This is a genomic window from Psychrobacter sp. ANT_WB68, assembly GCF_008369115.1.
Taxonomy (GTDB): domain Bacteria; phylum Pseudomonadota; class Gammaproteobacteria; order Pseudomonadales; family Moraxellaceae; genus Psychrobacter.
Genome location: NZ_VOAZ01000002.1, coordinates 606,123 through 632,243, shown reverse-complemented (window position 1 = coordinate 632,243; position 26,121 = coordinate 606,123). Strand labels below are relative to the sequence as shown.

At 43.1% G+C, this 26,121-nt stretch carries 24 protein-coding genes; 11 read left to right on the top strand and 13 right to left on the bottom strand.

Features of this window, described 5'->3' with window-relative positions; all coding sequences use genetic code 11:
• Nucleotides 1–147: 147 nt before the first annotated feature.
• A complete protein-coding gene (gene cysE, locus FQ084_RS07810; RefSeq protein WP_410477336.1) occupies nucleotides 148–1,020 on the top strand; it encodes a serine O-acetyltransferase in 873 nt (290 codons plus the stop codon).
• A 109-nt stretch (nucleotides 1,021–1,129) separates the two neighbouring features.
• On the opposite strand, the gene FQ084_RS07805 is transcribed toward cysE, so the two are convergent.
• Nucleotides 1,130–1,672: a DUF924 family protein gene (locus FQ084_RS07805; RefSeq protein ID WP_149490064.1), complete on the bottom strand. Its 543-nt coding sequence runs from the start codon at nucleotides 1,670–1,672 to the stop codon at nucleotides 1,130–1,132.
• Nucleotides 1,673–1,838: 166 nt separating this feature from the next.
• Between FQ084_RS07805 and FQ084_RS07800 the strand changes: the two genes are divergently transcribed.
• Entirely contained in the window at nucleotides 1,839–2,573 is a 735-nt protein-coding gene (locus FQ084_RS07800; protein ID WP_149490063.1) for a glucose 1-dehydrogenase, read from the top strand.
• Nucleotides 2,574–2,722: 149 nt separating this feature from the next.
• Here the strand turns inward: FQ084_RS07800 and FQ084_RS07795 are convergent, their stop codons facing one another.
• From FQ084_RS07795 to pheA, 6 genes are all read right to left on the bottom strand, one after another.
• Nucleotides 2,723–3,256 (bottom strand): 2-amino-4-hydroxy-6-hydroxymethyldihydropteridine diphosphokinase, encoded by a 534-nt coding sequence (locus FQ084_RS07795; protein WP_149490062.1) that lies wholly within the window; start codon nucleotides 3,254–3,256, stop codon nucleotides 2,723–2,725.
• The gene (gene folB, locus FQ084_RS07790; RefSeq protein ID WP_149490061.1) at nucleotides 3,246–3,656 is read right to left on the bottom strand and encodes a dihydroneopterin aldolase; all 411 of its coding nucleotides are present in this window, start codon (nucleotides 3,654–3,656) and stop codon (nucleotides 3,246–3,248) included. Before folB ends, FQ084_RS07795 begins: the two co-directional genes overlap by 11 nt.
• A 63-nt stretch (nucleotides 3,657–3,719) precedes the next feature.
• Nucleotides 3,720–4,682: an EamA family transporter RarD gene (gene rarD / locus FQ084_RS07785; protein WP_149490060.1), complete on the bottom strand. Its 963-nt coding sequence runs from the start codon at nucleotides 4,680–4,682 to the stop codon at nucleotides 3,720–3,722.
• Nucleotides 4,683–4,960: 278 nt separating this feature from the next.
• Nucleotides 4,961–7,282, bottom strand: a complete 2,322-nt coding sequence (locus FQ084_RS07780) for a bifunctional prephenate dehydrogenase/3-phosphoshikimate 1-carboxyvinyltransferase (RefSeq protein ID WP_149490211.1) — start codon at nucleotides 7,280–7,282, stop codon at nucleotides 4,961–4,963.
• A gap of 144 nt (nucleotides 7,283–7,426) precedes the next feature.
• Nucleotides 7,427–8,569, bottom strand: a complete 1,143-nt coding sequence (gene hisC, locus FQ084_RS07775) for a histidinol-phosphate transaminase (RefSeq protein WP_149490059.1) — start codon at nucleotides 8,567–8,569, stop codon at nucleotides 7,427–7,429.
• Between the two features lie 82 nt (nucleotides 8,570–8,651).
• Nucleotides 8,652–9,767 carry a prephenate dehydratase gene (gene pheA, locus FQ084_RS07770; protein ID WP_227686218.1) on the bottom strand — a complete coding sequence of 372 codons (1,116 nt, stop codon included), beginning with the start codon at nucleotides 9,765–9,767 and terminating at the stop codon, nucleotides 8,652–8,654.
• 570 nt (nucleotides 9,768–10,337) lie between these two features.
• Here pheA and FQ084_RS07765 point away from each other — a divergent pair.
• Nucleotides 10,338–11,279: a transaldolase gene (locus FQ084_RS07765; RefSeq protein ID WP_149490057.1), complete on the top strand. Its 942-nt coding sequence runs from the start codon at nucleotides 10,338–10,340 to the stop codon at nucleotides 11,277–11,279.
• A gap of 154 nt (nucleotides 11,280–11,433) precedes the next feature.
• On the top strand, nucleotides 11,434–11,901 hold the full coding sequence (locus FQ084_RS07760; protein ID WP_149490056.1) for a hypothetical protein: 468 nt from the start codon (nucleotides 11,434–11,436) through the stop codon (nucleotides 11,899–11,901).
• Nucleotides 11,902–11,978: 77 nt separating this feature from the next.
• Here the strand turns inward: FQ084_RS07760 and FQ084_RS07755 are convergent, their stop codons facing one another.
• Nucleotides 11,979–12,554 carry an adenine phosphoribosyltransferase gene (locus tag FQ084_RS07755; RefSeq protein WP_149490055.1) on the bottom strand — a complete coding sequence of 192 codons (576 nt, stop codon included), beginning with the start codon at nucleotides 12,552–12,554 and terminating at the stop codon, nucleotides 11,979–11,981.
• Nucleotides 12,555–12,898: 344 nt separating this feature from the next.
• On the opposite strand from FQ084_RS07755, the gene FQ084_RS07750 reads away from it, so the two are divergent.
• Both FQ084_RS07750 and FQ084_RS07745 read left to right on the top strand, forming a co-directional pair.
• Nucleotides 12,899–13,063, top strand: coding sequence for a rubredoxin (locus FQ084_RS07750; protein ID WP_149490054.1), 165 nt, complete (start codon nucleotides 12,899–12,901; stop codon nucleotides 13,061–13,063).
• A 28-nt stretch (nucleotides 13,064–13,091) separates the two neighbouring features.
• Nucleotides 13,092–14,126 carry an alpha/beta fold hydrolase gene (locus tag FQ084_RS07745; RefSeq protein ID WP_149490053.1) on the top strand — a complete coding sequence of 345 codons (1,035 nt, stop codon included), beginning with the start codon at nucleotides 13,092–13,094 and terminating at the stop codon, nucleotides 14,124–14,126.
• Nucleotides 14,127–14,242: 116 nt separating this feature from the next.
• On the opposite strand, the gene FQ084_RS07740 is transcribed toward FQ084_RS07745, so the two are convergent.
• A complete protein-coding gene (locus FQ084_RS07740) occupies nucleotides 14,243–15,277 on the bottom strand; it encodes a WG repeat-containing protein (RefSeq protein WP_149490052.1) in 1,035 nt (344 codons plus the stop codon).
• A 311-nt stretch (nucleotides 15,278–15,588) separates the two neighbouring features.
• Between FQ084_RS07740 and FQ084_RS07735 the strand changes: the two genes are divergently transcribed.
• Nucleotides 15,589–16,521, top strand: a complete 933-nt coding sequence (locus FQ084_RS07735; protein WP_149490051.1) for a DMT family transporter — start codon at nucleotides 15,589–15,591, stop codon at nucleotides 16,519–16,521.
• A 136-nt stretch (nucleotides 16,522–16,657) separates the two neighbouring features.
• Here FQ084_RS07735 and FQ084_RS07730 read toward each other — a convergent pair whose 3' ends face one another.
• A complete protein-coding gene (locus tag FQ084_RS07730) occupies nucleotides 16,658–18,076 on the bottom strand; it encodes a solute carrier family 23 protein (protein ID WP_149490050.1) in 1,419 nt (472 codons plus the stop codon).
• A 537-nt stretch (nucleotides 18,077–18,613) separates the two neighbouring features.
• On the opposite strand from FQ084_RS07730, the gene FQ084_RS07725 reads away from it, so the two are divergent.
• Complete coding sequence (locus FQ084_RS07725; protein ID WP_149490049.1) at nucleotides 18,614–20,047, top strand: L-serine ammonia-lyase; 1,434 nt, start codon at nucleotides 18,614–18,616, stop codon at nucleotides 20,045–20,047.
• Nucleotides 20,048–20,174: 127 nt separating this feature from the next.
• Here FQ084_RS07725 and FQ084_RS07720 read toward each other — a convergent pair whose 3' ends face one another.
• The 3 genes from FQ084_RS07720 to xthA form a co-directional block, all read right to left on the bottom strand.
• The gene (locus FQ084_RS07720; protein ID WP_149490048.1) at nucleotides 20,175–20,573 is read right to left on the bottom strand and encodes a DUF4377 domain-containing protein; all 399 of its coding nucleotides are present in this window, start codon (nucleotides 20,571–20,573) and stop codon (nucleotides 20,175–20,177) included.
• Between the two features lie 488 nt (nucleotides 20,574–21,061).
• Nucleotides 21,062–22,285 (bottom strand): bifunctional glutamate N-acetyltransferase/amino-acid acetyltransferase ArgJ, encoded by a 1,224-nt coding sequence (argJ, locus tag FQ084_RS07715; protein ID WP_149490047.1) that lies wholly within the window; start codon nucleotides 22,283–22,285, stop codon nucleotides 21,062–21,064.
• A 141-nt stretch (nucleotides 22,286–22,426) separates the two neighbouring features.
• Nucleotides 22,427–23,251: an exodeoxyribonuclease III gene (gene xthA / locus FQ084_RS07710; protein WP_149490046.1), complete on the bottom strand. Its 825-nt coding sequence runs from the start codon at nucleotides 23,249–23,251 to the stop codon at nucleotides 22,427–22,429.
• 281 nt (nucleotides 23,252–23,532) lie between these two features.
• On the opposite strand from xthA, the gene FQ084_RS07705 reads away from it, so the two are divergent.
• The 3 genes from FQ084_RS07705 to FQ084_RS07695 all read left to right on the top strand — a co-directional run bounded on the left by FQ084_RS07705 (nucleotide 23,533) and on the right by FQ084_RS07695 (nucleotide 25,896).
• Nucleotides 23,533–24,123, top strand: a complete 591-nt coding sequence (locus FQ084_RS07705) for a hotdog domain-containing protein (RefSeq protein WP_149490045.1) — start codon at nucleotides 23,533–23,535, stop codon at nucleotides 24,121–24,123.
• A 54-nt stretch (nucleotides 24,124–24,177) separates the two neighbouring features.
• Nucleotides 24,178–24,993, top strand: coding sequence for an ATP-binding cassette domain-containing protein (locus tag FQ084_RS07700; RefSeq protein WP_149490044.1), 816 nt, complete (start codon nucleotides 24,178–24,180; stop codon nucleotides 24,991–24,993).
• Between the two features lie 114 nt (nucleotides 24,994–25,107).
• Entirely contained in the window at nucleotides 25,108–25,896 is a 789-nt protein-coding gene (locus FQ084_RS07695) for an ABC transporter permease (protein WP_149490043.1), read from the top strand.
• Nucleotides 25,897–26,121 lie beyond the last annotated feature (225 nt).

The following is a 26,121-nucleotide window of genomic DNA, read 5'->3' as shown; positions in this document are numbered from 1 at the left end:
TGTTCATCTATAAACAATCTGTTTTAATTTATTATTCATCGCTATATTTTGTACTGCGAAACTGCTATAACTAAAGAGATTGTCATCAAAAATACGATAGGACGCTTTATGTCATTGCCAGCCAAATTGTTCAAATCGCTTGCCAGCATCAAAAAAGACTTAAAAGAAGATATCGATGCGGTATTCAACCGTGACCCAGCGGCACGTAATAGCCTGGAAGTCATCCTGACCTATCCTGGCATCCATGCGCTTGTCTTACATCGTGGTGCCCATTATCTTTGGAATCATGAACAAAAACTGGCAGCGCGCATTATCTCATATGGTTCCCGCATCGTGACCGGTATCGAGATTCATCCTGCCGCAAAAATTGGTAAGCGCTTCTTTATTGACCACGGCGTTGGCGTTGTGATTGGCGAAACAGCTGAGATTGGCAATGATGTCACTTTATATCATGGCGTGACCCTTGGCGGTGTCTCATGGAATAATGGCAAACGTCATCCTACTTTAGAAGACGGTGTCATTGTCGGTGCCGGTGCCAAAGTATTAGGGCCTTTCACGGTCGGTAAAGGCGCTAAAATTGGCTCAAATGCCGTGGTGGTAAAAGCAGTGCCAGCAGGGGCGACGATGGTCGGTAGTGCCGCCCGTATGATCTCAGACAATCATGACGAAAAAGGCAATCCTATTACGACCAAAGTAGAGGACACCAAACAGCAAGGAAAAGTCGCACAAGCTGCTCATACCGATAGCGATAAAGTAAAAAATCCTGTGCCAAACAATAAACGAACCACTACCTTTCAAGCCTATGGTATTGATCCATTCTCTCAAGACCCTGTCGCAGAAGCCTTTGCTAAAATGCTCGAGCATATCCAGCAATCAGAAAATCGTCTCGATCAGCTGCAAACGGCGATGTGCAAAATCGATCCTGACTTTTGCAAAAAGGAATACGATAAGCTTTGCTTAGAGGATTTAGATGTTATTGGCCGTACTGATATGGATGCAGCAGGCGCTGAGCAGAAGTAAGCTGCTAGCGATAGTCCAAAATAAATACAAAAGAGGCCAAACAGCCTCTTTTGTATTTTAACCAATTGATAAATAGCGCTTTATCGATTAGCTATTTATTAAATGATATTTATAAAAATGACGAGTCAGGCTGCGTCAAAAACTCTATTTCTTCACTACTCGAAACCCGTCCTAAAATGTCATTGCGATGCGGATAACGACCAAATCGATCGATAATCACTTTATGTTTTATCTCAGCCTCTATGGTATCGGCATTGGTATATTGCTCAAACAAGGGCACTGCTCGTTGATGAATCAGTTTTGACTCACTGTGCATATAAGGCATGAGTATAAACTTTCGCGCCTCTACGGTCTCAAGCGCTTCTAATGCGCCAGCAGTAACTGCTTCTTGTGCGAGCGCTAGTGTCATGGCATCTTGGGCAAAGGCAGCTGGCGAATCGCGGTAAATATTACGCGAAAATTGATCTAATACGATAATCTCCGCTAACCTGCCCTCAATGCTACTTCGCCATTCATAAAGCTCTGCCGCCGCTGCCTGCTCAAGCAAATTACTGTACCGCTCTATCAAAAGCTTATCAAAACCTATGTCTTTCTCAAAAAACTTTTGGCTACCGACCTTATTGAAACAAAAATCTAATATGGCTTTATACATTGTTTTCTCACTATCACTATTCAAAGACATAATTTAAAGGTGTAATTTAAAGATATTGTCTAAAAACATAGAATGTTGAGTGATGGTTTCATAACCACTAATGAGTATTTAGCGATTATGTCTTATACTCTTTCAATATCCACAACTAAAAAAACTAGGAGACATTATGGCTCGTTTACAAGATAAAGTTATCATCATTACTGGTGCCGCTCAAGGCATGGGCGAGACCCATGCGCGTCTGTGTATGGCAGAAGGCGCTAAAGTAGTATTAACCGATATCAATAGCGAAAAAGGCGAAGCGTTGGCAAAAGAGCTTGGCGATAGCGCCCTATTCATCAAGCATGATGTCACCAATGAAAATGATTGGGCAAAAGTCATTAAAGAGGCCCAAGCAAAATTTGGTCAAGTCGATGTGCTGGTCAATAATGCAGGTATTACCACGCACAAATCTATTTTAGATACCTCGGTAGAAGAGTATCGCAAGATTCTAGAGATTAACCAAGTATCAGTCTTTTTAGGCATGAAAGCGGTTATTCCAACCATGAAAGCCGCTAAACAAGGCTCTATCATTAATATCTCATCGATTAATGGTTTGGTTGGCGGTGCTATTGGGTATACCGATTCTAAATTTGCGGTACGCGGTATGACTAAAGCGGCTGCACTGGAGTGCGCACCTTACGGCATTCGCGTTAACTCCATTCACCCAGGCGTTATTGCCACGCCAATGATTATGCAGGGCGACACCAAAGATGCGGTTGAAGCTTTTGCTAAGAGCATTCCGATGAAACGCGTGGCACAGCCAGAAGAAGTCAGCGGCATGGTACTATTCTTAGCGTCTGATGATTCAAGCTATTCAACGGGTTCAGAGTTTATCGTTGATGGTGGTTTGACGGCGCAGTAGTTGATTCAAAACTATTTTGAGTAGTCAGTTTAGGCTAGGCATCTTGCCTAGCTCTTATTTTGAGAGGTTTTAATAGAGCTATCCGCTTTCGACAGCTTCTGCCTGTTTTCAACAGTATCCTATTTTTATCAGAATCTTAGCCACTTAATTTAACCTTTTAAAGAACCTTTCAAAATCAATTCCTCGATTCCTGTTCTTTCATGCGCTTTAAATGGATAACGATCTGCCATGATTATCCAGTTAGATAGCTTTTTCTTGCTTAGGCTATTTTCATTAAAAGCCGTTTGTATTAGCAGAATATCGATATCCATCGTAACTTTCTTTATTGGCGTCTGAGCTTCTGTTAAACGCTGCCGATTGCAATCACATTCAAATTGTTTAAAGGTTTGCTGTAACTGTTGTAATGTCATCGGTGACGTTAGCGAAATATGGACACACTGATTGGTATAGTCAGGCTTCGGTTGCGCTTTAGTAGATGTAAAGTCAGGGTTTTGAAACGCAGTAGATAACTGTATTTCCCCTAGCGCCGCTAGAGCTTCTCGGACACGCGGCAGATAATGCTCAGCTTGGTAATTACTGCCCAAAGCCAATAGCACTGCTATCACAGACTGCGTTTGCAACTGTTCGGGGGCGCATCTTGTAAATGTTGAAAGATTCAAACCAGCCAGATTTTTATGCATCATTACCTTTGCTTATAGAAGGTTTATCTTCACTGGCTTCTGCATAACGCGTGATTTGTACACCAACCGCATCAGCCTGCTGAATAGCCGTCGGCTTAGCAATACTTAACGTTATTTTTTGACAGGCATACTTTGCAAGCAGCTTATCAGCGATTTGCCCAGCCAAATGCTCAAGTAATTGCGCCTGAATAACTTGGCACCAGTCGCTAACGTCATCACAGACTGCTTTGTAATTGAGTGCATCATTCACATCATCTGAGACAGCAGCACGGCTGATATTTGTTTCAAGCGCAATATCAATCAGTAATGGCTGAGTAATGGTGCGCTCCCACTCATAGACACCGATGACGGCTTCTACTGTTAAGCCTTTGACAAATACCACATCAGATTCGGTATGAAACATGATTTTAGCCTTGTTTGTTAATTTTCAATCCGGATTTCTAACTTTAGTTTTGCAATCAAGTTTTTACTTACTCTGCTGCAAAGCCTCTTCACGCAGACGCTCGGCTTTTAACGCTTTACTAGGGCGATGACGCCACAAGTCAATGCTGAATAATAACAACCCTAGCCAAATCAAACCAAAGACAGCTAAACGATTTAGGTCAAAAGGCTCTTTATAATAGAATACGGCCAAGAAGAAAATAAAGGTCGGCGTCAAATAATTCATAAAGCTTAAAATACTATAAGCAACCAACTTAGTCGATCTATTAAAGAGTAATAACGGTATCAGCGTAATCGGACCTGCCAGCATCAATAGCCAAATGTTTGGCGTAAACCAAAAGCTCAGCTGGCTACTGACCACATCCGCTTGCCAAAACCACCAAATAAAGATAGGTACCAGCATCGTGGTTTCAACAAACATCGCATCGACCGCAGTCAATGGTGTTTGGCGCTGGATAGTGCCGTAAGTACTAAAGCTAAAAGCAAGAATGAGCGATAACCATGGCAGGCTACCCAGCATCACCACTTGAATGACCACAGACAATAGCGCAAAACCAATCGCGACCCATTGCAGGGTACGTAGGCGTTCTTTGAATAAAATCATCGATAACGCCACACCAACGAGTGGGCCAATAAAATATCCTAAGCTTGCCTCAAGTATCTGATCATGATTGACCGCCCATACGTACGTGAGCCAGTTGGTCGCAATAATAATACCTGACAAAAAAGTCAACGCTATCCATTTTGGGTTTTGCTTTAAGGTATTTATCCACTGCCAACGTTTGGTTACAACCACGACGATGAGTAAACACGCAAACGTCCAAACAATACGATGACCAATAATTTCTGTCGCATTATAAGCCGATAGCTGTTTAAAATATAAAGGAAACGCGCCCCATATACAAAAAGCGATCAGCGCAGTGACGATGCCACTTCGTGTGGTTTTGATTGGAGCGACTGGTTTTTTGACGACATTTTGAGTGGTCATAAGGCAAGACAACTTAATTAGAGCAAAGCGCGACCTTACTTAGTATTTATGAATAATAAAGACTTAGCGATAAGAGCGCAGGGTTACTATATATAGGGTAGAAAGTAAAAAGCAATGCGTTAATACCATTCAAGTATCAACACATTGCTAACGACAACAACTTTAAAAACAACTTTTACGTCAAGGTTAATAATTAACCTTATGGACTTCATTGAATTGCGAAACCAACACTACAAAAACCAATACCAGTGCTTATCAAGTGAGTAGTCTTTTAGGGCCTAAGCCGCACCCTTATCCACTTGAATAGACATACCGATTTGATTGGCAAGTTCTGCAAATCCTGGAAAGCTGGTATTAACAGTCTCAACACCTTCAATGGTAATCTGCTTGGATGCGCGCAGACTAGCTACAGCAAAGCTCATCGCGATACGATGGTCATGGTGCGAGGTAATATGTCCGCCACCAAAGACAGGTTGGCTATTATTCACTTCATTGATATCAGCACTATTGCCCTTGCCTTCAATCCCTTTACCTTCAATAATTAAACCATCTTCGGTAACCGTACAATCAATACCTAGCGTTTGTAGGCCGTCTGCCATGACGGCAATACGATCTGACTCTTTAACGCGCAGCTCTTTTGCACCCGTTAACACTGTACGACCTTGGGCGCAGCTGGCAGCAATGAACAATACTGGGAACTCATCAATCGCGAGCGGCACCAGATACTCAGGTATTTCTATACCGACCAAGTTTGAGCCACGAATAGTGATATCTGCTACTGGTTCACCACCGACATGAGTCTCATTACTCAGGCTGATATCCGCTTGCATCAACTTTAGAATATCAATAATACCGGTACGCGTTGGATTAATGCCAACTTGCTTCAAGGTCAACTCGCTGCCTTGACTGATAGCCGCAGCGACCATAAAGAATGCCGCTGATGAGATATCAGCAGGGACCGCGATGTCACCGCCTGTGAGTTTACCACCGCCCTCAACACTGATACGATTGCCATCAACGGTAACGGGATAACCAAAGGCTGAGAGCATACGCTCGGTATGGTCTCGACTGATTTCAGGCTGAATCACAGTTGTTGTGCCTTCTGCCCACAGTCCAGCCAGTAATAAGCAAGATTTAATCTGCGCAGAAGCAACCGGCATATCATACTCTATGCCTTGTAGAGGTTTGCCAACACTATCTCGACCAGTGATACTAAGTGGCGCTGTGCCACTATGACCCGTGCTTTGAATGACCGCACCCATGTCACGTAGCGGTGCTGCCACACGCTCCATTGGGCGCTTGTTTAAGCTGGTATCACCTGTTAATACACTATCAAATGACTGTGCGGCTAAGATACCCGCTAGCAGACGCATACTGGTGCCTGAGTTGCCCATATATAATGGCGTTTTACTTGGCTTTAGACCGTTCATACCAACACCGTGAATGGTTAACTGCCCATTATCAGGGCCTTCAATGGTCACGCCCATATCTCGGAACGCTTGCAAAGTAGCAAGCGCGTCTTCCCCTTCCAAAAATCCAGTGACCTTGGTGACGCCTGTTGCAAGGCTACCGAGCATAATACTGCGATGAGAGATAGACTTATCACCAGGAATGGTAATGGTGCCAGAAACGGTGTTGCTAGGGGTAATGATATAAGAAGCTGACATAGCAGGAGTATCCGTATAAGGGGTGCTGGCTAACATATGGCCAAAATGTCGCCGTGCGGCTTGCGCGCGGCCCAAAAGTCCCATCAGGGCGGTTGAATCTTTATCAATGATAAGCTGACGCATGGTCTGTAAATAAATGCCATACTCATCAAGGGCGCTTACGATTGCGCTTTGGTTGGCAAAAAATATATCATGCCACATTTTAGGGTCACTGGCAGCGATGCGGCTAAAGTCGCGAAAGCCGCCCGCTGCATAACGAAACATATCTAAATTATCATCATGACTCGCCAGCTGCTCGACCAAGTTAAATGCCAGCAGATGCGGTAAATGACTGGTATGCGCTAAGATAGCATCATGATGCTCGGCATCCATTGACATGACAGTCGCACCTACCGCTTCCCATAACTGACGCAGATTGGAAATCGCCCAAGGGTTTGTCGTTGGGAGCTCACAAATAATAACGCTATGATTGATAAATAATGTGGCGCGCCTGGCATGATACCCTGAATTTTCAGCGCCAGCAATCGGATGCGCTGGTACAAAGCCAGTTGGTAGCGAAGTAAAGACCGCTTTTGCTGCATCAATGATATTACCTTTGGTGCTACAGACGTCAGTGATGATGCAATCAGAAGAAATCTGCCCATTATCCATGGCAGCTTTGATATCGACAAACACGGCTTGCACCGCTTGCACTGGTACGGCGATGACAATCAGGTCACTGCCCGATACTACTTCACTTAAGACGGCACTACCAGCATCTAGCAAACCGTGCTGAATGGCTTCGTCGATGCTTGGCGCATGTCTATCAACCGCCACCAATCGCTCACTCAAACCATTGTCTTTAATGGCTTGGGCAAGGCTGGCACCAATTAACCCGAGACCGATAACACAAACTTGCTTAAATAACGGCGGCTGAGTATTAATGGATTGCATATTATTGTTTTGATTGCTTTGCTGGCGACTCACGGCATTTCTCTTTGAACAAATAAACGTCTTTTTAGATAAAGCAAACTGACATTCATTTTATAAAATTTAGTGGATAATTGACTGACCTCAAAAAACACTTCGCAAGATTATTTAATCGTCGGTCAATATGGAGCGCAGCGTATCAATCAGACGCATGTTATCTTCTGCAATCCCTACCGTAATACGCAACCAATTAGGCAAACCATAACCTTCTAATGGACGCACGATAACGCCCTGCTCTAGCAATGCTTGATGAATAGAAGCCGCTGTTATGTCTTCCATCTCGACTTCTATTTCAACCATAATAAAGTTGGCATGCGACTTGATAAACCCTAGTCCCAAGGCATCAAACTGCTTTTCTAACCAGCGCATTTGTTCTTGGTTAGTAAGCCTCGTTTTTTCAATGAAATCTTGGTCGTTAAGCGCCGCAGCGGCAGCAGCTAGCGCAACTCTGCTCACATTGAATGGCTGACGAATTCGATTGAGTAAATCAGCGACTGGCACTGAGCTTAACGCATAGCCAACACGCAAGCCCGCCAGTCCATAAGCTTTGGAAAAGGTACGTACGATGACCACGTTATCAAACTCATCTAACAGCGCCCGATTATTACTCTCAGGGCTATATTCGATATAGGCTTCATCTAATACCACCAATACCGAGCGTGGCACACTGCCCATAAACGCTTGCAACTCTTGATGCGAAAGCTGGGTGCCGGTTGGGTTATTAGGATTGGCGATAAACACCATTTTGGTATTAGGATTGTCTTGAACTGCCTCACTCATCGCCTTTAGATCATGACCAAAGCGATGAGCAGGTACTTCTATACCTGTCGCCCCTTGCATTTTAGCCAGCATCGGATAAACGATAAAAGCATACTGACTGTAAATAATGGCATCGTCAGCACCAGCAAAGCTACGTGCTAAAATATCAAGCAAATCATCAGAGCCATTACCCAAGGTAATCTGGTCGACACGGACATCGTTAAAATCAGCAAGCGCTTGTTTTAGATAATAACCATTGCCATCAGGATAACGTGCCAGCTGACCCAACTGTTCGGTAATCGCCAGCGTAACGTGCGGTGAGCAGCCTCTTGGGTTCTCATTACTGGCAAGTTTTACCACATCTGAGACGCCATACTCACGTGTCAGCTCTTCAACTGGTTTTCCAGCCTGATAAGGTATCAGCTCTAGAATACTGTCATAGGCAGGCACAAGCGGTGATAAATTTAACTCTGTCGAATGAGATGACTGCATGATTTATCCTTAGAGGTGATAACGCATCTACTGTTCGTTAATACCTGTTATTCGTTTGATAAACAATTTGATTAAATCAGTTTTACAATACTGCTTTTGGATAAGAGCCTAGTACACGCAAATCTTTGACTAATGGGCGGATATCAGCGATAGCTGCGCTCACATTTGCGTCTTCAATGTGCCCATCCATATCGATAAAGAACACATAAGCCCATTTATTAGGACGTTCAGGACGCGTCTCGATACTGGTCATCGACACGCCATGATAGGACAATGGTTTTAAGATTTCGATCAGGGCGCCCGCTTTATCATGCGCCGAAACCATGATTGAGGTCTTGTCTTGACCCGATGGCGCAATCGCCTCGTGACCAATAATGAGGAAACGCGTGGTATTACTTGGATTGTCTTCGATGTTTGAGTAAAGCTTATGTAAATCGTACTCTGCCGCCGCCACATCACCTGCAATTGCCGCTGAATGCCACTCGTTTTTTAAACGACGGGCCGCTTCACCATTGCTCGACACAGCCACACGCTCGACATTAGGATAATTGACGTCAAGCCAATGACGGCACTGCGCCAATGATTGCTGATGCGAGTAAATACGGCTCAAACCATCAAGTTTGGTATGCTCAGCGACTAAGAAATTCTGGTGAATAGGCAGCTCAACTTCACCGATTATTTTTAGCGTAGAAGATAAAAAGCCATCTAACGTATGGTTGACCACGCCCTCTGATGAGTTTTCGACTGGCACCACACCATACATCGCCGTGCCCGCTTCAACTTCACGAAAGACGTCAGTGATGGTATTTAGTGGCACAGTATCGGCAGCTTTACCAAAGTGTTTTAACGCTGCTGCATGGGTAAAGGTACCGACAGGGCCCAAAAACGCAATACGTTGCGGCGCTTCTAAATCCAAGCACACCGACATAATCTCACGGAACAAACGCGCCATTTTTTCATCAGCGATGGGTCCGGTATTGCGTTCCATGACCGCCTTTAACACTTGCGCTTCACGTTCAGGACGATAAAAAATAGGATTGGTATTGTCGGCAGTTGGATTATTAGCAATATGGCTTTTTTTCACGACTGCCACTTGCTGAGCCAGTTTGGCACGATTGTTAATCAGCGTCTGTATTTCGCAGTCTACCGCATCGATATTTTGGCGGATACTATCCAAAAACTCTTTTTCATTGGCCATATCGTTTGTATTGATTTGATTTAGATTGTCTACATTTTGCTCTGGTGACTGCTCACTCATTACCGCCCATCCTTTCTCTAATATTATTACTGAGTTTTATCACTGTTAGGGGTGACTCTCTGTTCAATATGTTTATTTTAATAATAAATACTTACTTTTGATGTTTCGCGCGAGGCAAACAGCTGATCGGCTCTACTATAGCAAAAACTATCGACAGTGCCCATTCGTAAATGCGCGTTAATGGGCAATTTGCTATAAATCTTAGCACAGTTATGCCCTGTAACGACCAAGTGCTGTAAAACTATCGGGCTACATACGCTCAAATCTATGATACAGTTTAAAGGCTCTTATTAAAGGCACCTAATTTTAACAGCTCATAGTTTTAACAGCGCATACGTCTAATAGGTTTAGGCTTAAGAAAATCTTTGAGGCATTACTACTAACCAAAACCTCTAGAAACCTCACCATGATAAACAGCTTTATAAATAAAAAATATCATGGAGTACAAACTTGAATAACCATTCTAAACAAGAACATAACAACGTTAATTGACCATACCAAGGATATCTGATGAGCGCATTACAACAGCTTCGCACCATGACCACTATTGTCGCTGATACGGGCGACCTTGCCGCCATTGCGCGTCTAAAACCCATCGATGCCACTACCAATCCAAGCCTGATTACCAAAGCTCTTATTCATCCGGATAATGAGGCCATGCTGTCAGAAACCATGAGTCGCCATCGGGGCGATATCGATGCGGTGATTGATGAGCTAACCATTCAAATTGGCTGTAATATTCTGGCGTTGATTGAAGGTCGCGTCTCAACCGAAGTCGATGCACGCTTGTCTTATGACACCCAAGCCACCATTGATAAAGCCCTAAGCTTTATGGAAGCCTATCAAAAAGCAGGCATCGACTCAGAGCGCGTGTTGATTAAGATGGCAGCAACGTGGCAAGGAATTGAAGCAGCACGTTATCTTGAAACTCAGGGTATTCACTGCAACCTGACTTTATTATTCGGTCAGCATCAAGCGATTGCCTGTGCAGATGCTGGCGTGACGCTGATTTCCCCTTTTGTTGGTCGTATTTTAGACTGGCAAAAACGTCAACAAAATCGCCAAAACGTACCAGCTGCAGATGATATGGGCGTGCAATCGGTCAAACTCATTTATCAATATTACAAACAGCATGGCTATAAAACGCAAGTGATGGGTGCCAGCTTCCGCTCGACTGAGCAAATATTGGCACTCGCAGGTTGCGATTTACTGACCATCGCGCCCAATCTAATTGATGAGTTGGCAGCCATGGATGTTGAAGTCACGCGCCAACTGTCACCAAGCATGTCCATGGATTTGGCCGACATGACCAAAGTCAGCTTAACGCATGACGAATTCAGTGCCGCCTATCAGCAAGATACCGTTACTCAAGACTTATTACCAAAGGGCATTGATGGCTTTATCGGTGCACGTGATGAGCTTGCGCAAATGCTAGCAGCCATGCGTGATTAACTGCCCTATTTATTATACGTCTTAGACATCTGCCTGCTAATTAATTGTGCTGAGATTGTTTCAGCGTGAACCACTTGTCATAAAAGAAATTTGCCTGCTCATATTAAGTTGGCTATGATGAACGACTTTATATAACAAAAAGCAAGGCTCGATTATGAAACGGCTAGCAGTGATATTAGCAGGTAGTACGCTTGCAATGAGTGCCCATGCGGTAAACTGGTTAGAGGTATCAGAAAGTCAGACTGGCTCTATTTTCAGCTTAGATATAGATTCTATCGAACGCTCAGACATTCATATTATTGACGAAAAAGCGGTCGAAAATATTACCGTCTCGATTCGTAGAACCTATCCTGCGCCAAAAATCGTCACGAAAGACAGTAAAGAGAAACAGACTAAAGAAAGTGACATTCATCATAGCGACCAGCAATGGCTCATCTCTTGTAAGGATGCAAGCTATTATCGTCGCGCTTATGTCAACTATGCTGCTGACGATAAGGTGTTAAAGTCTTGGCAATCAGAAAAGCCGATATTGACCACCAAAGACTTTAAAGTTACTAAGCCGAAAACGATTAGTCGCATACTAGTAGAGCAGGCATGTGAAAATTACCAGCAAGCTAAGTAGTATTAAGATAAGCTCAATCGAAAAAAGCGCGCTGAATTCATTCAGCGCGCTTTTTCTTATCATAAACACCCTATTTCCTAAGCCTTTAAGACTGTATAGACAGGTACAGGGAACTTGCCATGCAAATCAACAAGATCTAACAATACCAAAGCGCCGACCACCGTATGCTCAGCAGACTTACACAGCTCATAAGCGGTGGTGAGCGTGCCACCCGTTGCCAGAATGTCATCGACCAACAATACGCGCTCAGGTGGCAAGTTATTTTGCATCTCAAGCGTGTCTTTACCATACTCTAAAGCATAGGCTTTATTAGCGACGGGTGGTGGCAACTTACCAGGTTTACGTAGCAAGATCATACCCTTACCCAATCTACCTGCCAGCAAACTAGCAAACACAAAGCCACGCGCCTCAACTGCACCCAAGCAATCTACATCATCAAGCAAACCAGCAGGCAGTGCCGCAAGCATCTCATCAATCACCGCATTAATGTGACTGCGTAGTAACGGGGTAATATCATAAAAATCAATGCCAGCTTTCGGGAAGTCTGGTACTGTGCGAATGATTTGCCAAAATGGATGGTCGGTATTGAGCGTATGTGACGACTCGGTTGTGCTATTGACTTTAGTGGACGTAACGACGGCATTAGCGCTCATAATAACCCTTGGCTTATAGTACTGAAGTTATGATATGACAGTGGTAATCGACATATCAATTGGTAAAATTAGTAGCAAGAATTATAGCATAATCGGCTTTATGGTGGCGGCAAAACTGGTAAAACCTCCTTTCTTGAAACCCTTAAACTGACGGTTAATGACTTGATAAAAGCTGGTTAATCTCAATATACAAGTGTAAACTTAACTATAAAAATGATTGTTATATGCTAAACTACGTGCGTTTTTACGGGCTCAATCTTGACTATAATAGTGAATACGAGTCTTAACAAAACACCTAGTAACACTGGCAGTAGTAACAGTGACAATGATTGATAGGACTATTTATGAAACGTTATGAATGTATTGTCTGCGGTTGGATATATGACGAAGAACTCGGCTGTCCTGAAGAAGGCATCGCGCCTGGTACTAAATGGGAAGATATTCCCGACGATTGGATTTGCCCAGAATGCGGCGTTGGCAAGCTTGATTTTGAAATGCTCGAAATTTAAGCCAATGACCATCTAAATAGGATACTTCATGACAGAAACAAACGACATCAATAGCGCCGATTTGCCTGAGACATCAGATAGCAGCTTTAGCTACCCAACGCCTGAATGGCGAAAATTTGGTGAGCACCATTGGCACGCTTCCGACTTGAGCGAGCATCTTCATCAAGCAATGATAGATATTGGTGATGGTATCGAGCTGTGCGTTGAAGCGGGTGGCAACCCAGATAATCCGCCACTACTCATGATTATGGGGCTTGGCTCGCAAATGGTATTTTGGCCAGATAACTTCATAAAACGCTTTATTGATGCTGGTTTTTTTGTGATTCGTTTTGACAATCGTGATATCGGCTTGTCATCTAAAGTACAGATTGATGGTTTACCACGTATCAGTCAGTTAAAAATGATGATGCGCCTGCAGACAGGACTCTCTAACAAAGGGGCACAGGTTGCTTATAATTTAACCGATATGGCAGAAGATACGGCACGTTTAATTAAGGCATTGCAACTGGGTAAGACGCATTTGCTTGGTGCTTCTATGGGCGGTATGATTGCCCAAATCGTGGCGGCGCGTTATCCAAGCCTAGTGCAGCGCATGGCATTGATGTTTACCACCACCAATCGTGCTTTTTTAAAACCGCCAAAGCCCAAACAGCTCTACACTCTTATTAATCGTCCAGAGAGCCATTCTGAGCGTGATATTGTGCGTCATAGCGTGTGGTTTATGAAAACTGTCGGTACGCCAGGGCATGTGAATGTGCGTATGGTACGAGATATTGCCAAGATACGCTATCAGCGCAATTTCCATCCTCTTGGCACCGTGCAGCAGCTCAATGCTATTTTGGCTTCAGGCTCTATCAGTAAATATAGTAAGCAAGTCAAAGCACCGACGATCGTACTGCACGGTAGCGCCGATGGGCTGTTACCGGCATCACAAGGTCGCGTGGTCGCTAAAACCATTCCTAATGCCAAGTTTCATTTGATTGAAGGCATGGCGCACGATATTCCTGAATATTATCAGCCTTATATGGTTGATTTAATCAGCAATCATTTATTAGAAAAGTAGTGTTTTAAGCACGGTGCTGCTAATTAGTGAGCAATAAAAAAGAGTGGCAGAATGATAGATTACCCATCATTCTGCCACTCTTTTTTTATCTGAAAATTTAAGCATGGTGATAAATATTAATCACAACTGACACCAGCGCCCTCTTTATCAATGCACATCTTATCGCCATTTTTTAAATTACCAATCCACGCTTTGCCGCCTGTGAATACAAATGCAGGCTCATTTTTATAACGATCACCCACGCTCACACCGCTATTGCTAAAGCGAAAAGGAATCACCAGCTCGCCGCCTAAATTGACAAAACCCCATTCGTTATCGATGCGCACGCCCGCCAACCCTTCAGAAAATGGACGCACCTCATCAAATGCATACGTAATCATAGTGACATTATGGTCATCAACAAAGCCCCATCGACCATCTTGTTGATGTGGCTGCAACGTAGTAAAACGACTGGATGAGGCTGATTTCTGCTGATCCTTGACGTTGTCTTCAGTATTATTGGTCGATGACTGACCGTCGGCACTGCTGTTGGGGTCACGCGTGGTATTGCCATTTTTATCTAACCAACTTATTGCTTGGTTCTTACGTACTCGAGTAATGCCGCCGCGATAATCATCGATATTACTAATTGCTGCGGTAAATGGTACGATTATCTTGTTAGCAGTATCGATAACTCCATAATGACCATTCTGTTTAACCACAATGCGACCCTCAGAGACGGGACGTGCCCAACCTTGGCTGTCCTTGAGCATATCGTACATCGCAGGAATAACTTCACGACCTTGCATATTAATATAGCCCACATGCCCGTTACGCAGTACGGGTAACAAACCGCTAGATATTTTATCAGCATCCACTTTTTGATAGCGTGATAAGTCAACCACGCTTTTACCTTGCTTATTAATCAATGCTACTGGAGCGCCAAAGTCTTTTATCGCTAAAAAATAACCACTGCTTGCGGTACAAGAAACGTTTTTATAATAACTTTTGGGAATTTTACAGCTGGCTGCTTGTGCGTTTGACATTAGAGAAAGCGTGGCAGCTACAATAATCAAAGAAAACAGGCTCACAACAAAACTGTCGCGCGACAGTTTTGGCGGTGAGCTAGATAACGATAGTATTTTTCGTCTTAATATAGAACGTTGCAGCATAAGCAAACCTAGGCTAAGAGTAATAAAGGCTATTTAAGTGTTTTAATGTTGTTGCTATTTTAAATGTATTAACGGCTTCAAGATACTGATAGACAGTAGAGTAACAAATAGCAACGTTGACGCCAATGCTATTCCTGTAAGAAGGTGACGGATTTATTTATAGATAGATAGTGTGTGATAAATCACCATAAAATAAATCGCATCAAACCATTCCATTTCAAGCGCAAAACAATGACAATATAGCTTATTTTAGTAACCTCTTAAGCAAACAACGATAAAAAATTATCATAGTAATGAGATAAGGATATTGCATGGCTATTGCCGCTTCACGCTCCGCCGCTACTGGCTTAGTCATTGGTTGTATTATTTTTGGTTTGGGCAGCTTGATTGTCGCTCATGTCGATATTGGTGGCTGGGCCATGTCATTTTGGCGGCTGGCTATTTCAGGCGTGGTGTTTGCTGTATTGGCTAAAGCAACGGGGCAACGACTACCGCGCTCAAAACGTGCTATTTTTTACGGTTTATTATCGGGTGTATTTTTAGGACTCGATTTGGCACTATGGCACGAGAGTATTTATGCGGTAGGCCCTGGTATCTCAACCTTACTTAATAGCTTGCAGATTTTCTTTTTAGCAGCCATTGGTTTTTTATATTTTAATGAGCGTCAATCTATCTTGCAGCTCATCAGCTTATTTTTAGCGATGTTAGGTGTTGCAATGATAGGCAGTCCTGAGTTTGCGCAAAATACTGCCGCGACTTGGGGTTTCGTCACTGGTATCGTTTCAGGCGCCATGCTTGCCGCGTCGATGACCTTTATCCGTAAGACCCACGACACTGAGCCAACGCCGATATTTATGCTCATGCAACTGATTAGCATCGGCGGCGTAGTGGCAATGATTGTCCCGATGTTTGTGTTTGATATGGGTAATATTCTGCCCAATACGTGGTCTGAGATTGGGTGGGTGTTGATTTATGGCACTGTGATGCAATGCTTAGCTTGGGGACTTATCGCCTACTCTATCCCTAAGCTGTCTTTGGCATTGACTGGCCTACTATTATTAACTGAACCCATTGCAGCCTTAGTGATTGACTATAGCTGGCTCGACAAACCGATTAATACTTTACAATGGAGTGGTGCGCTGCTGACCATGTTTGCCATCTATCTGGGTTCACTAAAACCTAAACCACGCGCGCTACGACGTTATCGTTTTTTTTCACGATTTTATAAACGCGACTATAAATAAGTATCATAACAAATAAAAGCCACAATAATAATTGTGGCTTTTATTTGTTGGGGATAAAACAGTGGCTAATGTCATTATTTAATAACTTTTATCACCTTCAGCTTTTGAGCACTAAAAACTTAATCTTTTTTAACGGTTAGTCTTTTTGGCGATTAAATAGCGCATTAAGCACAATCGCGGCTAAGGTGGCGGTGCCAATACCGCCTAAGTCAAATCCACCTAGGTGCAAGCTAAAATTACCAGTCCCCATGATAACGGTAACAGCCGCAATGATTAAATTGCTGTTTTTACTAAAGTCGATATGATTGTCTATCCAAATCTTTGTCCCTGCAATCGCAATCAGACCGAACACGACAATGGATGCGCCGCCCAATAAAGCAGGTGGTATCGTCTGAATAATCGCACCAAATTTTGGGGACAATCCCAGCATTATAGCAACGAGACCTGCGACTACAAAAATCGTCGTACTATATACTTTGGTAACCGCCATTACACCGATATTTTCTGCATAAGTGGTCACACCTGTGCCACCAAAACCCGCTGAAAAAGTCGTCGCCAAACCATCAGCAAAAAAAGCTCGACCCATATAAGGTGTCACTCGTGCCTTAGTCATACCTTCCACTGCTTTAAAATGCCCTAAGTTTTCGGCAACTAAAATAAAGGCGACAGGAGCAATTAATATAATTGCGCTCATCTCAAAACGTGGCGAATGAATACTTGGCAGACCAAACCATGAAGCCGCTGATACACTAGTAAAGTCAATCGGAACGCCATAACCGAGCACATTGGTCATGAAAAAATAGGCGATATAAGACAATATCAAACCAACCAATAGTAACAGACGGCGCAGCATACCGCGGGTAAACACTGCTACTCCACTGATAAGCAATACTGTCAGCGTGGCCATCCATGCATCAAATTGGTTGGCGGAAACCCCTTGAATAGTCACTGGCGCTAAATTTAGACCAATAATCATTACAATTGCACCAGTAACAATAGGTGGCATCAAGCGCTCAATCCAGCCTGTACCCGTTTTCATAACCAACAAACCTATCAATGCATAGATTATGCCGCATGCCATGATACCGCCCAAGGCGACATTCAAATTGTCATTAAATCCCACACCCGCATAAGCAGTCACCGCAATCACAGGGCCAATAAAGGCAAAACTTGAGCCCAAATAGCTGGGCATACGCCCACCAGTAATTATAAAAAACATCACCGTACAAATACCGGACATCAAAATGGCTAAATTGGGGTCAAAGCCCATTAATAATGGCGCTAGCACCGTCGCCCCGAACATTGCAAAAGTATGCTGTACACCTAATAAAACGCTCTTAGCAGGCGGTAAATATTCATTAATACCTACCGGATCACGATCCAAATCACCGCCATACGGACGCCACGTTGGAAACCAGCGACCATTATCAAAGTCTGGATTGTGCGGATAGCTCACCGCTGCTGCATCAATGCCAGCCGCTTCTAGTGCATTGTGAGCAGCGGGTACTTGAGTCTTATTTTCGGATTTTGAAGCGTGAGGTTCGGGAGTTGTCATGCGCTGTCCTATTTGAGCTGAGATGATATTAGTCAGCTAAAAAACTGTGAGAAATACAACTATGAATTAAGTCAAAACGATAACAGCTAAGTCGTGCTAATTATCAACAACTATAGAGAAATTAAAAAAACGATAGCAGTAGGAAAATTTATTTACTTTGGCCAAATGTAGACCGTCAAATAGGTTCTATTAAAAGCAATTTAAGGCCTTCTGCGACGTTGTTCACTATATAGTGCCAACAAGCTTACAGGATGTTACACAGGTATTGGCTGCGAGCATGATAACGGAGTTCTATGATAAATAAAAGTTATTATTCAGCAGGTCTCTGTACGCCTATACTGAGAGACATTTATAGATAATATCCCATATTTTTTAAATACTCATATTCATTAAAGTGCGCATTTAAATAAATGCCCGCCCTTGTCATTGCGCTGTATTCATCAAGGCTTTTGGGGCCATTATCTATTATCTTTTAACATCAGTACTCAAGCCTATCTATCACATACGCTGACACACTGACAATTTATCGGTATTTCTATGATTAGTGTTTTCGACTTATTTAAAATTGGTATTGGACCATCGAGCTCTCATACGGTCGGACCCATGATAGCTGCCAACTTATTTTTGACGTCATTGCTTAAACAAACCGCATTAACGACGATTAACAATATTGAAATAGAGCTTTATGGCTCTTTAGCAGCCACAGGTAAAGGACATGCAACCGATACGGCCATATATTTGGGCTTGCTCGGACATACGCCCAGTACAATTGACACACGTTTGACGGACGAATATCTGGCACCTATTTTTGCTAAGAATCAGCTTAACCTGTCTGGCAAACATGTTATCGACTTCGATACCGAGCGTGATATGTATTGGTACGATGATACAGTATTGCCTTATCATCCTAATGCATTGAGCATCCGTGCTATATTGACCGATGGTAGCAAGTACCAGCAGACCTATTATTCGGTTGGTGGCGGCTTTGTTATTAATGAAGATGATGCAAACAATCCCGATGAGGATCATGCCAGTCCAACGATTGATATCGTTCCCTACCCTTTTAATAATGCCGCAGAGTTGCTTGAGCAGTGCCATGAGCATGGGTTAAGTATCAGTGAGCTGGTACTCGCCAACGAATGTCACTATCGCAATCAAGCAGACATTTTTAGCTATTTAGATACGATTTGGGAGGTGATGCAAGACTGTGTGACCCAAGGTTGTAAAAATAGCGGTATTTTACCAGGTGGACTTGATGTCAAACGTCGCGCCCACGACCTACATAAACAACTATGCGCTGAAAAAGATATGCCTATCGCCCAAACGGATAAACTGGCAGCGATGGATTGGGTGGACTTATACGCACTTGCCGTCAATGAAGAAAATGCCAATGGCGGTAAAGTCGTCACGGCACCAACCAATGGTGCAGCAGGTATCATCCCTGCTGTATTACACTATTATCGTGATTTTTTACCGAATTATAGCCAAGACGGTGTACGTAAATTTTTATTAAATGCCACTGCTATTGGTAGCTTGATTAAACAAAACGCGTCTATCTCTGGGGCTGAAGTTGGTTGCCAAGGTGAAGTGGGTTCAGCCTGTGCCATGGCAGGCTCAGCATTGGCAGAGATTATGGGTGGCTCGCCAGCCAAATGCTTGAATGCCGCCGAGATTGGCATCGAGCATAATTTAGGTCTTACTTGTGACCCTATTGGCGGCTTGGTGCAAGTTCCTTGTATTGAGCGCAATGCGATGGGCGCGGTAAAAGCCATTAACGCGGCTCGTCTTGCCTGCCGCGGCAATGGTCAGCACTTTGTCTCCTTGGATAAAGCCATTGAGACTATGAAGCAAACAGGCGCTGACATGTCTGATAAATATAAAGAAACCGCGCGCGGCGGTCTTGCTATTTATGCTGACAACCGAATCCCCACTGCCACCCGTGGCGTTAGTGTTAATTATAGTCAATGTTAATATAAACATCGATTTTCATTGTTTAAACTCATCACCAAAAAAAGCCTCTAATCATTAGAGGCTTTTTTTATCATTAGATAAGTAGTTTGTCTAACTTATTATTAGCTAATGCTAACTAAGTTTAGAATTACTCCGCCGTTTTTGAAACCACTTCGTTTAGAATCCAAACTGGCTTAACTACTTTTGTTGCTTCATTCATAACCGCTTCTTGGCGCACATCTAAAATATAGCGATAATTTGGCTCGTAAGTAAAGCCTTGAATATCACCGTTTAAAGGCGTGTAGTTTTTCTGATAAGTCTGACGATATTGTAGGCATTCTGACTCAACCATAGTGCCATTTGCAGTTGGTAGCTCACATACTGCTTTAAGTGGTGCTATTTCTATTTTAAAGCTTGGAATATTAACCACTTTCACGTTCAGAGGCTGACCTTCAACCACCATAGTACGCTCATCATTCATGCCCATGGTAGAACAACCTGACAAAACAAAAGTCGTCATCAATGCAGCAATTGCTAATTTTTTCATTATTAAACCCTCAGTTTATTAGTATTAATCATTACCTTTTGAACTCATTCTAATCAATTATTACTATTCAAAAGGTAGCAAGCATTTATAAAGGTACTGTTAACAACAAGCTCAGTTTCAAACTTAACTCGCCGCTTAATGATAAGCCAATGATAAAATCGAGTCACACTCGATTTATATAAAACCCATGAGCTTTGAGCAGTACCGTCTATTGTTTACTGCCGTTAGTATAGGTCGCTCAGCTGCTTATCCTCTATGACTGCTTTGTAACGTAACGTCAGATTTTGCAACGGATGTTATTGAACCGTTTTTATTAGTGGTTTTTTATTAACATAGGAGTAGTACTATTTTAAAGAGCCTATTTTTAGACAATATTGTATTGAACAAAGCTATCTTGATAGAGCTTCGCTAAATCAGACGATATTTAGAATATAAAGACGCTCAGAACTGTTTAATTCTGATCGTCTTTATAAAATTATGAACGACTTTTAGCTACGATAATCCGCGTTTATCTTGACATAATCGTAAGATAAATCACAGGTATAAACGGTATCGTGAGCATCACCACGTGCTAAATCAATATGAATGGTAATTTCAGGACGACTCATGACTTCTTTGCCCGCAGCTTCCGTATAACTCGGGGCAACGCCACCATTTTTGCAAATCATCACCTCGTCTAGATACACATCGACTTGTTCTGTATCAAGGTCTTCAATACCCGCATAACCAACTGCTGCTAAGATACGACCCCAGTTGGCATCACTGGCAAAAAATGCGGTCTTAACTAGTGGTGAATGAGCAACGGCATATGCCACATCGCAGCATTCTTGCGTGGTATTACCGCCCGTGACTTTTACGGTCATAAACTTAGTGGCACCTTCTCCATCTCGCACAATCAATTGCGCCAAACGTACAAATACGGCGGTTAAGGCAGCAAATATCGACTGATAATGTGGATGCTCTAGGCTATCAATGATCTCTGAGCTCGCCGTTCCAGTTGCAATCAACACGCAGCAATCGTTGGTTGAGGTATCGCCATCGACGGTGATGCGGTTAAAGGATTGCTCATTAATTTTGCTAAGCATTTCTTGCAGTAAGTCAGCAGCGATATTGGCATCCGTAGCCACATAACCAAGCATGGTGGCCATATTAGGGCGTATCATTCCCGACCCTTTTGACATGCCCGTAATATGATAACAGCTAGCGTCGACATCCACCTTTTCACTGGCAATCTTTGGAATCGTATCTGTCGTACGAATACCATTCGCGGCTGCCAACCAATTGTCAGGGGCTAAATTGGCTAATGCATTGTCCAAACCTGCGATGACAGCATCACTGTTTAGTGGCTCGCCTATCACACCTGTCGAAAATGGCAAGACGGAACTGACGTCCACGCCAGCTTTAGCAGCTAAGGCAGCACAGATATCAACCGCACGGCGCATGCCATCAGCGCCTGTACCGGCATTGGCGTTGCCCGTATTGGTGACGAGATAACGCGGACTGGCTTTAGCGAAGTGTTCACGTAAGACGCGTACGGGCGCGGCACAAAAAGTGTTTTTCGTAGTAACAACCGCAGTGTTGGCGCTATCAGCAATTTCTATCACCACCAAATCATCGCGGTCTTTATAGCGTACACCTGCAGCAGTGGCGCTTAGCTTAATCCCATTAATAGGATAAATCGTATTGGGTACTGCAACGTTGCCGACAGCCATCATTCAATCCTTATTCATCAATGCTGATGCATTATTTATTGGTTATAAGTTATCTTTTATAAAATCTTAGTTATACACTCTTAGTTTTACAGTCTTAGATATAAAACTTGGTGATTAAAATCTGATATTAAAAGCAAGTTATTATACTTTGTTTAAGTCAAACGCTGCCCAAATTGGCGCGTGATCAGACGGTTTTTCCATACCGCGCAGCTCATAACTAATACCTGCATCGACGCAGTTATCTATTAGATCTGCCGTGCATAAAATGTGATCGATACGCAGTCCACGTTTAGGCTCATCATTAAAGCCGCGGCTGCGATAATCAAACCAGCTATATAATTCGGTACTCTCTGGATAATGGAGACGATAAGTATCAGTCAGCTCGCGCGACATCAAGTCACTATACCATTCACGCTCTTCAGGTAAAAACGAAGTCTTTCTATTTTTCAGCCAGCGCTTGGCATTGACCTCACCGATACCAATATCGGTATCTTCTGGGGCAATATTCATATCACCCATGATAATCAAAGAGCGCCCTTCTGCTTTTAGCGTATCGATATAGGTCATCAAATCTGCATAATAGGCACGCTTCATAGGAAATTTGGTCGGATGGTCTTGGCTCTCTCCTTGCGGGAAATAGCCGTTGAGGACATCTACTTCACGGCCATTGAACACATAGCGCGCATGGATAAAGCGTTTTTGCGCCTCCGCATCTTCACCCGGAAAGCCTTTTTGTACAAAAATAGGGGCAACTTTGGACAGTAAAGCGACACCATAATGGGCTTTTTGACCGAAATACTCGACGTGATAACCCAAGCTCTCTACATTTTCGAGTGGAAACTGCTCATCATGTACCTTAGTTTCTTGCAAACCCATCACATCAGGGTCGATTACCTCTCGTACCGCCTCTAGCTGGTGTTGGCGAGCGCGGATACCATTGATATTAAAACTGACAAAACGGGTCATAAATTATCCTATAGTAATGAATTAAAACAAAGTGTGACTATAAACAAGTGCTACTGTTAAAAGTGCTGCTATAAACTAGACAAAGCGGCAATATATAAAGGATTATGATAACAGACATCGGCAAGGCTATCTGTTGCGCGCCCTTATTTCTTACGATAGAGTAGCTGTTAGAAGTCACAACCTGTGCGTTTACATTATTAATGAAGCAGTTTTTTTATTAGACGCTTTGGTTAAGTCCTTTTACTAAGTACTTTTTTCAAGCAAATTTATTGAGCATTATTATGATAACAACCCCGAATAAAAATACCGATACCACACCCATTAGCGCAACCAAACCGCTATTTGCCACTGACTATAATGTGTATATTAACCATACTGATGCAGGTGGCATAGTCTATCATGCCAATCATTTAGTATTTTTTGAAAACTGTCGCCGCGACTGGTTTACCAAGCTTGGTTTAAATGGGTATTTTTTGCAGACCGATGATGGTGACATTCAGCACTTTGTCGTCAGTCAAGCAGACCTGCAATACAAAAAAGCCATTCTATTAGACGAAGTTATAAATGTACGCATCGATAAGGTTGAGCTCAAACCTGCCAGCATTATATTTTATCAAAGTATCCATCGCTCATTGCCAAATGTAGATGCAGATGATAACACTCAAGCGAGCGCTACTTTTTTAAACAGTACTTTATTAAGCAGCTCCAAAATCGTTATCGCTTGTGTACAAAATCAAATCATGCCAACTTCTATATCGAATGATGGTTCTGATGCTACTGTGAATCACAACGCGCCCATGCGTCCTATTCGTGTACCGCAAAAATTGCGCGATACCATTCAGCAAGCAATCACACAACACGCTGATCAATAAAACACTTAACTGACTGGCCTATGAGCGCTGATAAGACAAATAATAAGGCCTTTTATGCTAGCATTTGAAGATATCTGGATATATAGCAAGGGCGCTGCGATAGCAAACCCTAATCATAGCGCGCTTGCTCATTCAAGCTTTACTCCGTTTCCTACTTACCGCCGATGGCGCACAAAAAGACAGAAGAACTCAGCGTCCGATGGCGTTGATGCTTTATCTATTAATAAACGAGCACTGATAAGTGGCAGCAGTGGTACCTTGTTGGCTGGGCAAGTAACTGTTTTGACCGGTGCTTCTGGCAGTGGTAAGTCCCTTTTATTGCGTGTATTGGCAGGGCTACTGCCTATGACCACAGGCGATGTTTGGCTACAAAGCGATGAACAAAATAGCCATACTCGTCATAGCATTCATGAAATGGCACTCAGGCAATGGCGCTCACAGGTCGCCCTTCTCGCGCAGCAGCCTCAATTACTAGAAGGCAGCGTGGTTGATAACCTGCAGTTGCCTTACCGCTTGGCAACCCATCAGCAAAAGCATTTTAATATCGATTGGCATATCGAGCAGCTTGAGCATTTAGAGCGCACCCCTGACTTTTTACAACAAGACGCTAATACTTTGTCAGGTGGTGAAAAGCAACTGGTCAATACGCTGCGTTTATTACAATTAAACCCGCAAGTGCTGTTATTGGATGAACCTACTGCGGCCTTAGATGTCGATACCTCAGCGAAACTCGTCCACTTGCTTGTCAGTTGGTTACGGCGTGAGCCAAAGCGAACATTACTATGGGTGACTCATGACACGCACGATATTATGCCGTTAGCAGATAAGCATTGGCATATGCAAGCAGGCATCTTAACCAAAGTAAGTTAAGCCACTTTTTAAATCCTATGCTTACCATCAATCGCTCAATGTTGCTTAATTTGACTATTATTTGTTTAAGCCTTACTTGTTTGACATTCATTTCTTTTATAGCGAGTTCCTGTAATGAGTACAAACAATATGCAAATCGTACTGACTTACGCTGATATTGCGCTTGCCAGCAGTTTGATTATCATCGTGCTGCTCGTCTCATGGGTCTTACGTCTAAGATTGACCAAAACACTCGTCATTGCTGCTATCCGTACAGTGATACAGCTGAGCTTTATCGGTTTGATATTGGCATGGATTTTCGCTCGGGAACAATGGTACGAAGTCCTTATTATTTTGACCATCATGACCTTGATTGCAAGTAGCGCTGCCAAAAATCGAGTCAAACGTACTTATAAAGGCTTATTAGTCGATACGCTAATCGCTGTCAGCATATCAGCGGTGTTGGTGACGGTCATCGCCATTAGTCTGATTTTGCAGGTGCAACCTTGGTATACACCGCAGTTCATCATTCCTATATTGGGCTTAATACTCGGCAACTCTTTGACCGCTATCTCCTTGACCAGCAACCAGCTTATCGAAAACCTCCACGGGCAACAAGGGCGCATAGAGATGATGTTAAGCCTATCTGCCACACCATTTGAAGCGGTACATGAACAAATACGAGCTGCGATCATCAATGGCATGACGCCCACCCTAAATTCAATGCTGGTTGTCGGTATTGTCAGCCTACCAGGTATGATGACTGGGCAAATACTTGCTGGCGCAGACCCTACCCAAGCGGTACGTTATCAGATTGTAACGATGTTTTTAATCTGCGTCAGTAGTACCTTTGGCTGTACGATAAGCGCTTTACTCATTCATCGGCGTTTTTTTAATAAAAAGCAGCAGCTCGTCCTACCATAACGACCGTTGGTCATTTTTTTCTTGCATAATAGTTAAATGTTTTTATTAGCATTAAATATGTACTGGGCAGTACGCTCATGTTAATATTGCCTTTACTTAGATTCATGCTAATGTATTGCTTAAATGTATCATTATATCGTCGATGCATTATCTTTTGGTTGCGAGTAACGGGTAAAAATGCTTTAAAATTGAGCGTCATTTTTTAAGATGATTGTATTCATTTAA

What these genes read in the sequence shown, in the direction of transcription:
- pheA (WP_227686218.1), bottom strand. Translation starts at nt 9,767, where the DNA reads ATGGCCAATGAAAAAGAGTTTTTGGATAGTATCCGCCAAAATATCGAT.
- FQ084_RS07730 (WP_149490050.1), bottom strand. Translation starts at nt 18,076, where the DNA reads ATGACAACTCCCGAACCTCACGCTTCAAAATCCGAAAATAAGACTCAA.
- FQ084_RS07765 (WP_149490057.1), top strand. Translation starts at nt 10,338, where the DNA reads ATGAGCGCATTACAACAGCTTCGCACCATGACCACTATTGTCGCTGAT.
- FQ084_RS07805 (WP_149490064.1), bottom strand. Translation starts at nt 1,672, where the DNA reads ATGTATAAAGCCATATTAGATTTTTGTTTCAATAAGGTCGGTAGCCAA.
- FQ084_RS07755 (WP_149490055.1), bottom strand. Translation starts at nt 12,554, where the DNA reads ATGAGCGCTAATGCCGTCGTTACGTCCACTAAAGTCAATAGCACAACC.
- FQ084_RS07800 (WP_149490063.1), top strand. Translation starts at nt 1,839, where the DNA reads ATGGCTCGTTTACAAGATAAAGTTATCATCATTACTGGTGCCGCTCAA.
- FQ084_RS07750 (WP_149490054.1), top strand. Translation starts at nt 12,899, where the DNA reads ATGAAACGTTATGAATGTATTGTCTGCGGTTGGATATATGACGAAGAA.
- FQ084_RS07700 (WP_149490044.1), top strand. Translation starts at nt 24,178, where the DNA reads ATGCTAGCATTTGAAGATATCTGGATATATAGCAAGGGCGCTGCGATA.
- FQ084_RS07780 (WP_149490211.1), bottom strand. Translation starts at nt 7,282, where the DNA reads ATGCAATCCATTAATACTCAGCCGCCGTTATTTAAGCAAGTTTGTGTT.
- xthA (WP_149490046.1), bottom strand. Translation starts at nt 23,251, where the DNA reads ATGACCCGTTTTGTCAGTTTTAATATCAATGGTATCCGCGCTCGCCAA.
- FQ084_RS07695 (WP_149490043.1), top strand. Translation starts at nt 25,108, where the DNA reads ATGAGTACAAACAATATGCAAATCGTACTGACTTACGCTGATATTGCG.
- argJ (WP_149490047.1), bottom strand. Translation starts at nt 22,285, where the DNA reads ATGGCTGTCGGCAACGTTGCAGTACCCAATACGATTTATCCTATTAAT.
- FQ084_RS07735 (WP_149490051.1), top strand. Translation starts at nt 15,589, where the DNA reads ATGGCTATTGCCGCTTCACGCTCCGCCGCTACTGGCTTAGTCATTGGT.
- FQ084_RS07795 (WP_149490062.1), bottom strand. Translation starts at nt 3,256, where the DNA reads ATGATGCATAAAAATCTGGCTGGTTTGAATCTTTCAACATTTACAAGA.
- FQ084_RS07720 (WP_149490048.1), bottom strand. Translation starts at nt 20,573, where the DNA reads ATGAAAAAATTAGCAATTGCTGCATTGATGACGACTTTTGTTTTGTCA.
- FQ084_RS07705 (WP_149490045.1), top strand. Translation starts at nt 23,533, where the DNA reads ATGATAACAACCCCGAATAAAAATACCGATACCACACCCATTAGCGCA.
- hisC (WP_149490059.1), bottom strand. Translation starts at nt 8,569, where the DNA reads ATGCAGTCATCTCATTCGACAGAGTTAAATTTATCACCGCTTGTGCCT.
- FQ084_RS07725 (WP_149490049.1), top strand. Translation starts at nt 18,614, where the DNA reads ATGATTAGTGTTTTCGACTTATTTAAAATTGGTATTGGACCATCGAGC.
- rarD (WP_149490060.1), bottom strand. Translation starts at nt 4,682, where the DNA reads ATGACCACTCAAAATGTCGTCAAAAAACCAGTCGCTCCAATCAAAACC.
- FQ084_RS07760 (WP_149490056.1), top strand. Translation starts at nt 11,434, where the DNA reads ATGAAACGGCTAGCAGTGATATTAGCAGGTAGTACGCTTGCAATGAGT.
- folB (WP_149490061.1), bottom strand. Translation starts at nt 3,656, where the DNA reads ATGTTTCATACCGAATCTGATGTGGTATTTGTCAAAGGCTTAACAGTA.
- FQ084_RS07745 (WP_149490053.1), top strand. Translation starts at nt 13,092, where the DNA reads ATGACAGAAACAAACGACATCAATAGCGCCGATTTGCCTGAGACATCA.
- FQ084_RS07740 (WP_149490052.1), bottom strand. Translation starts at nt 15,277, where the DNA reads ATGCTGCAACGTTCTATATTAAGACGAAAAATACTATCGTTATCTAGC.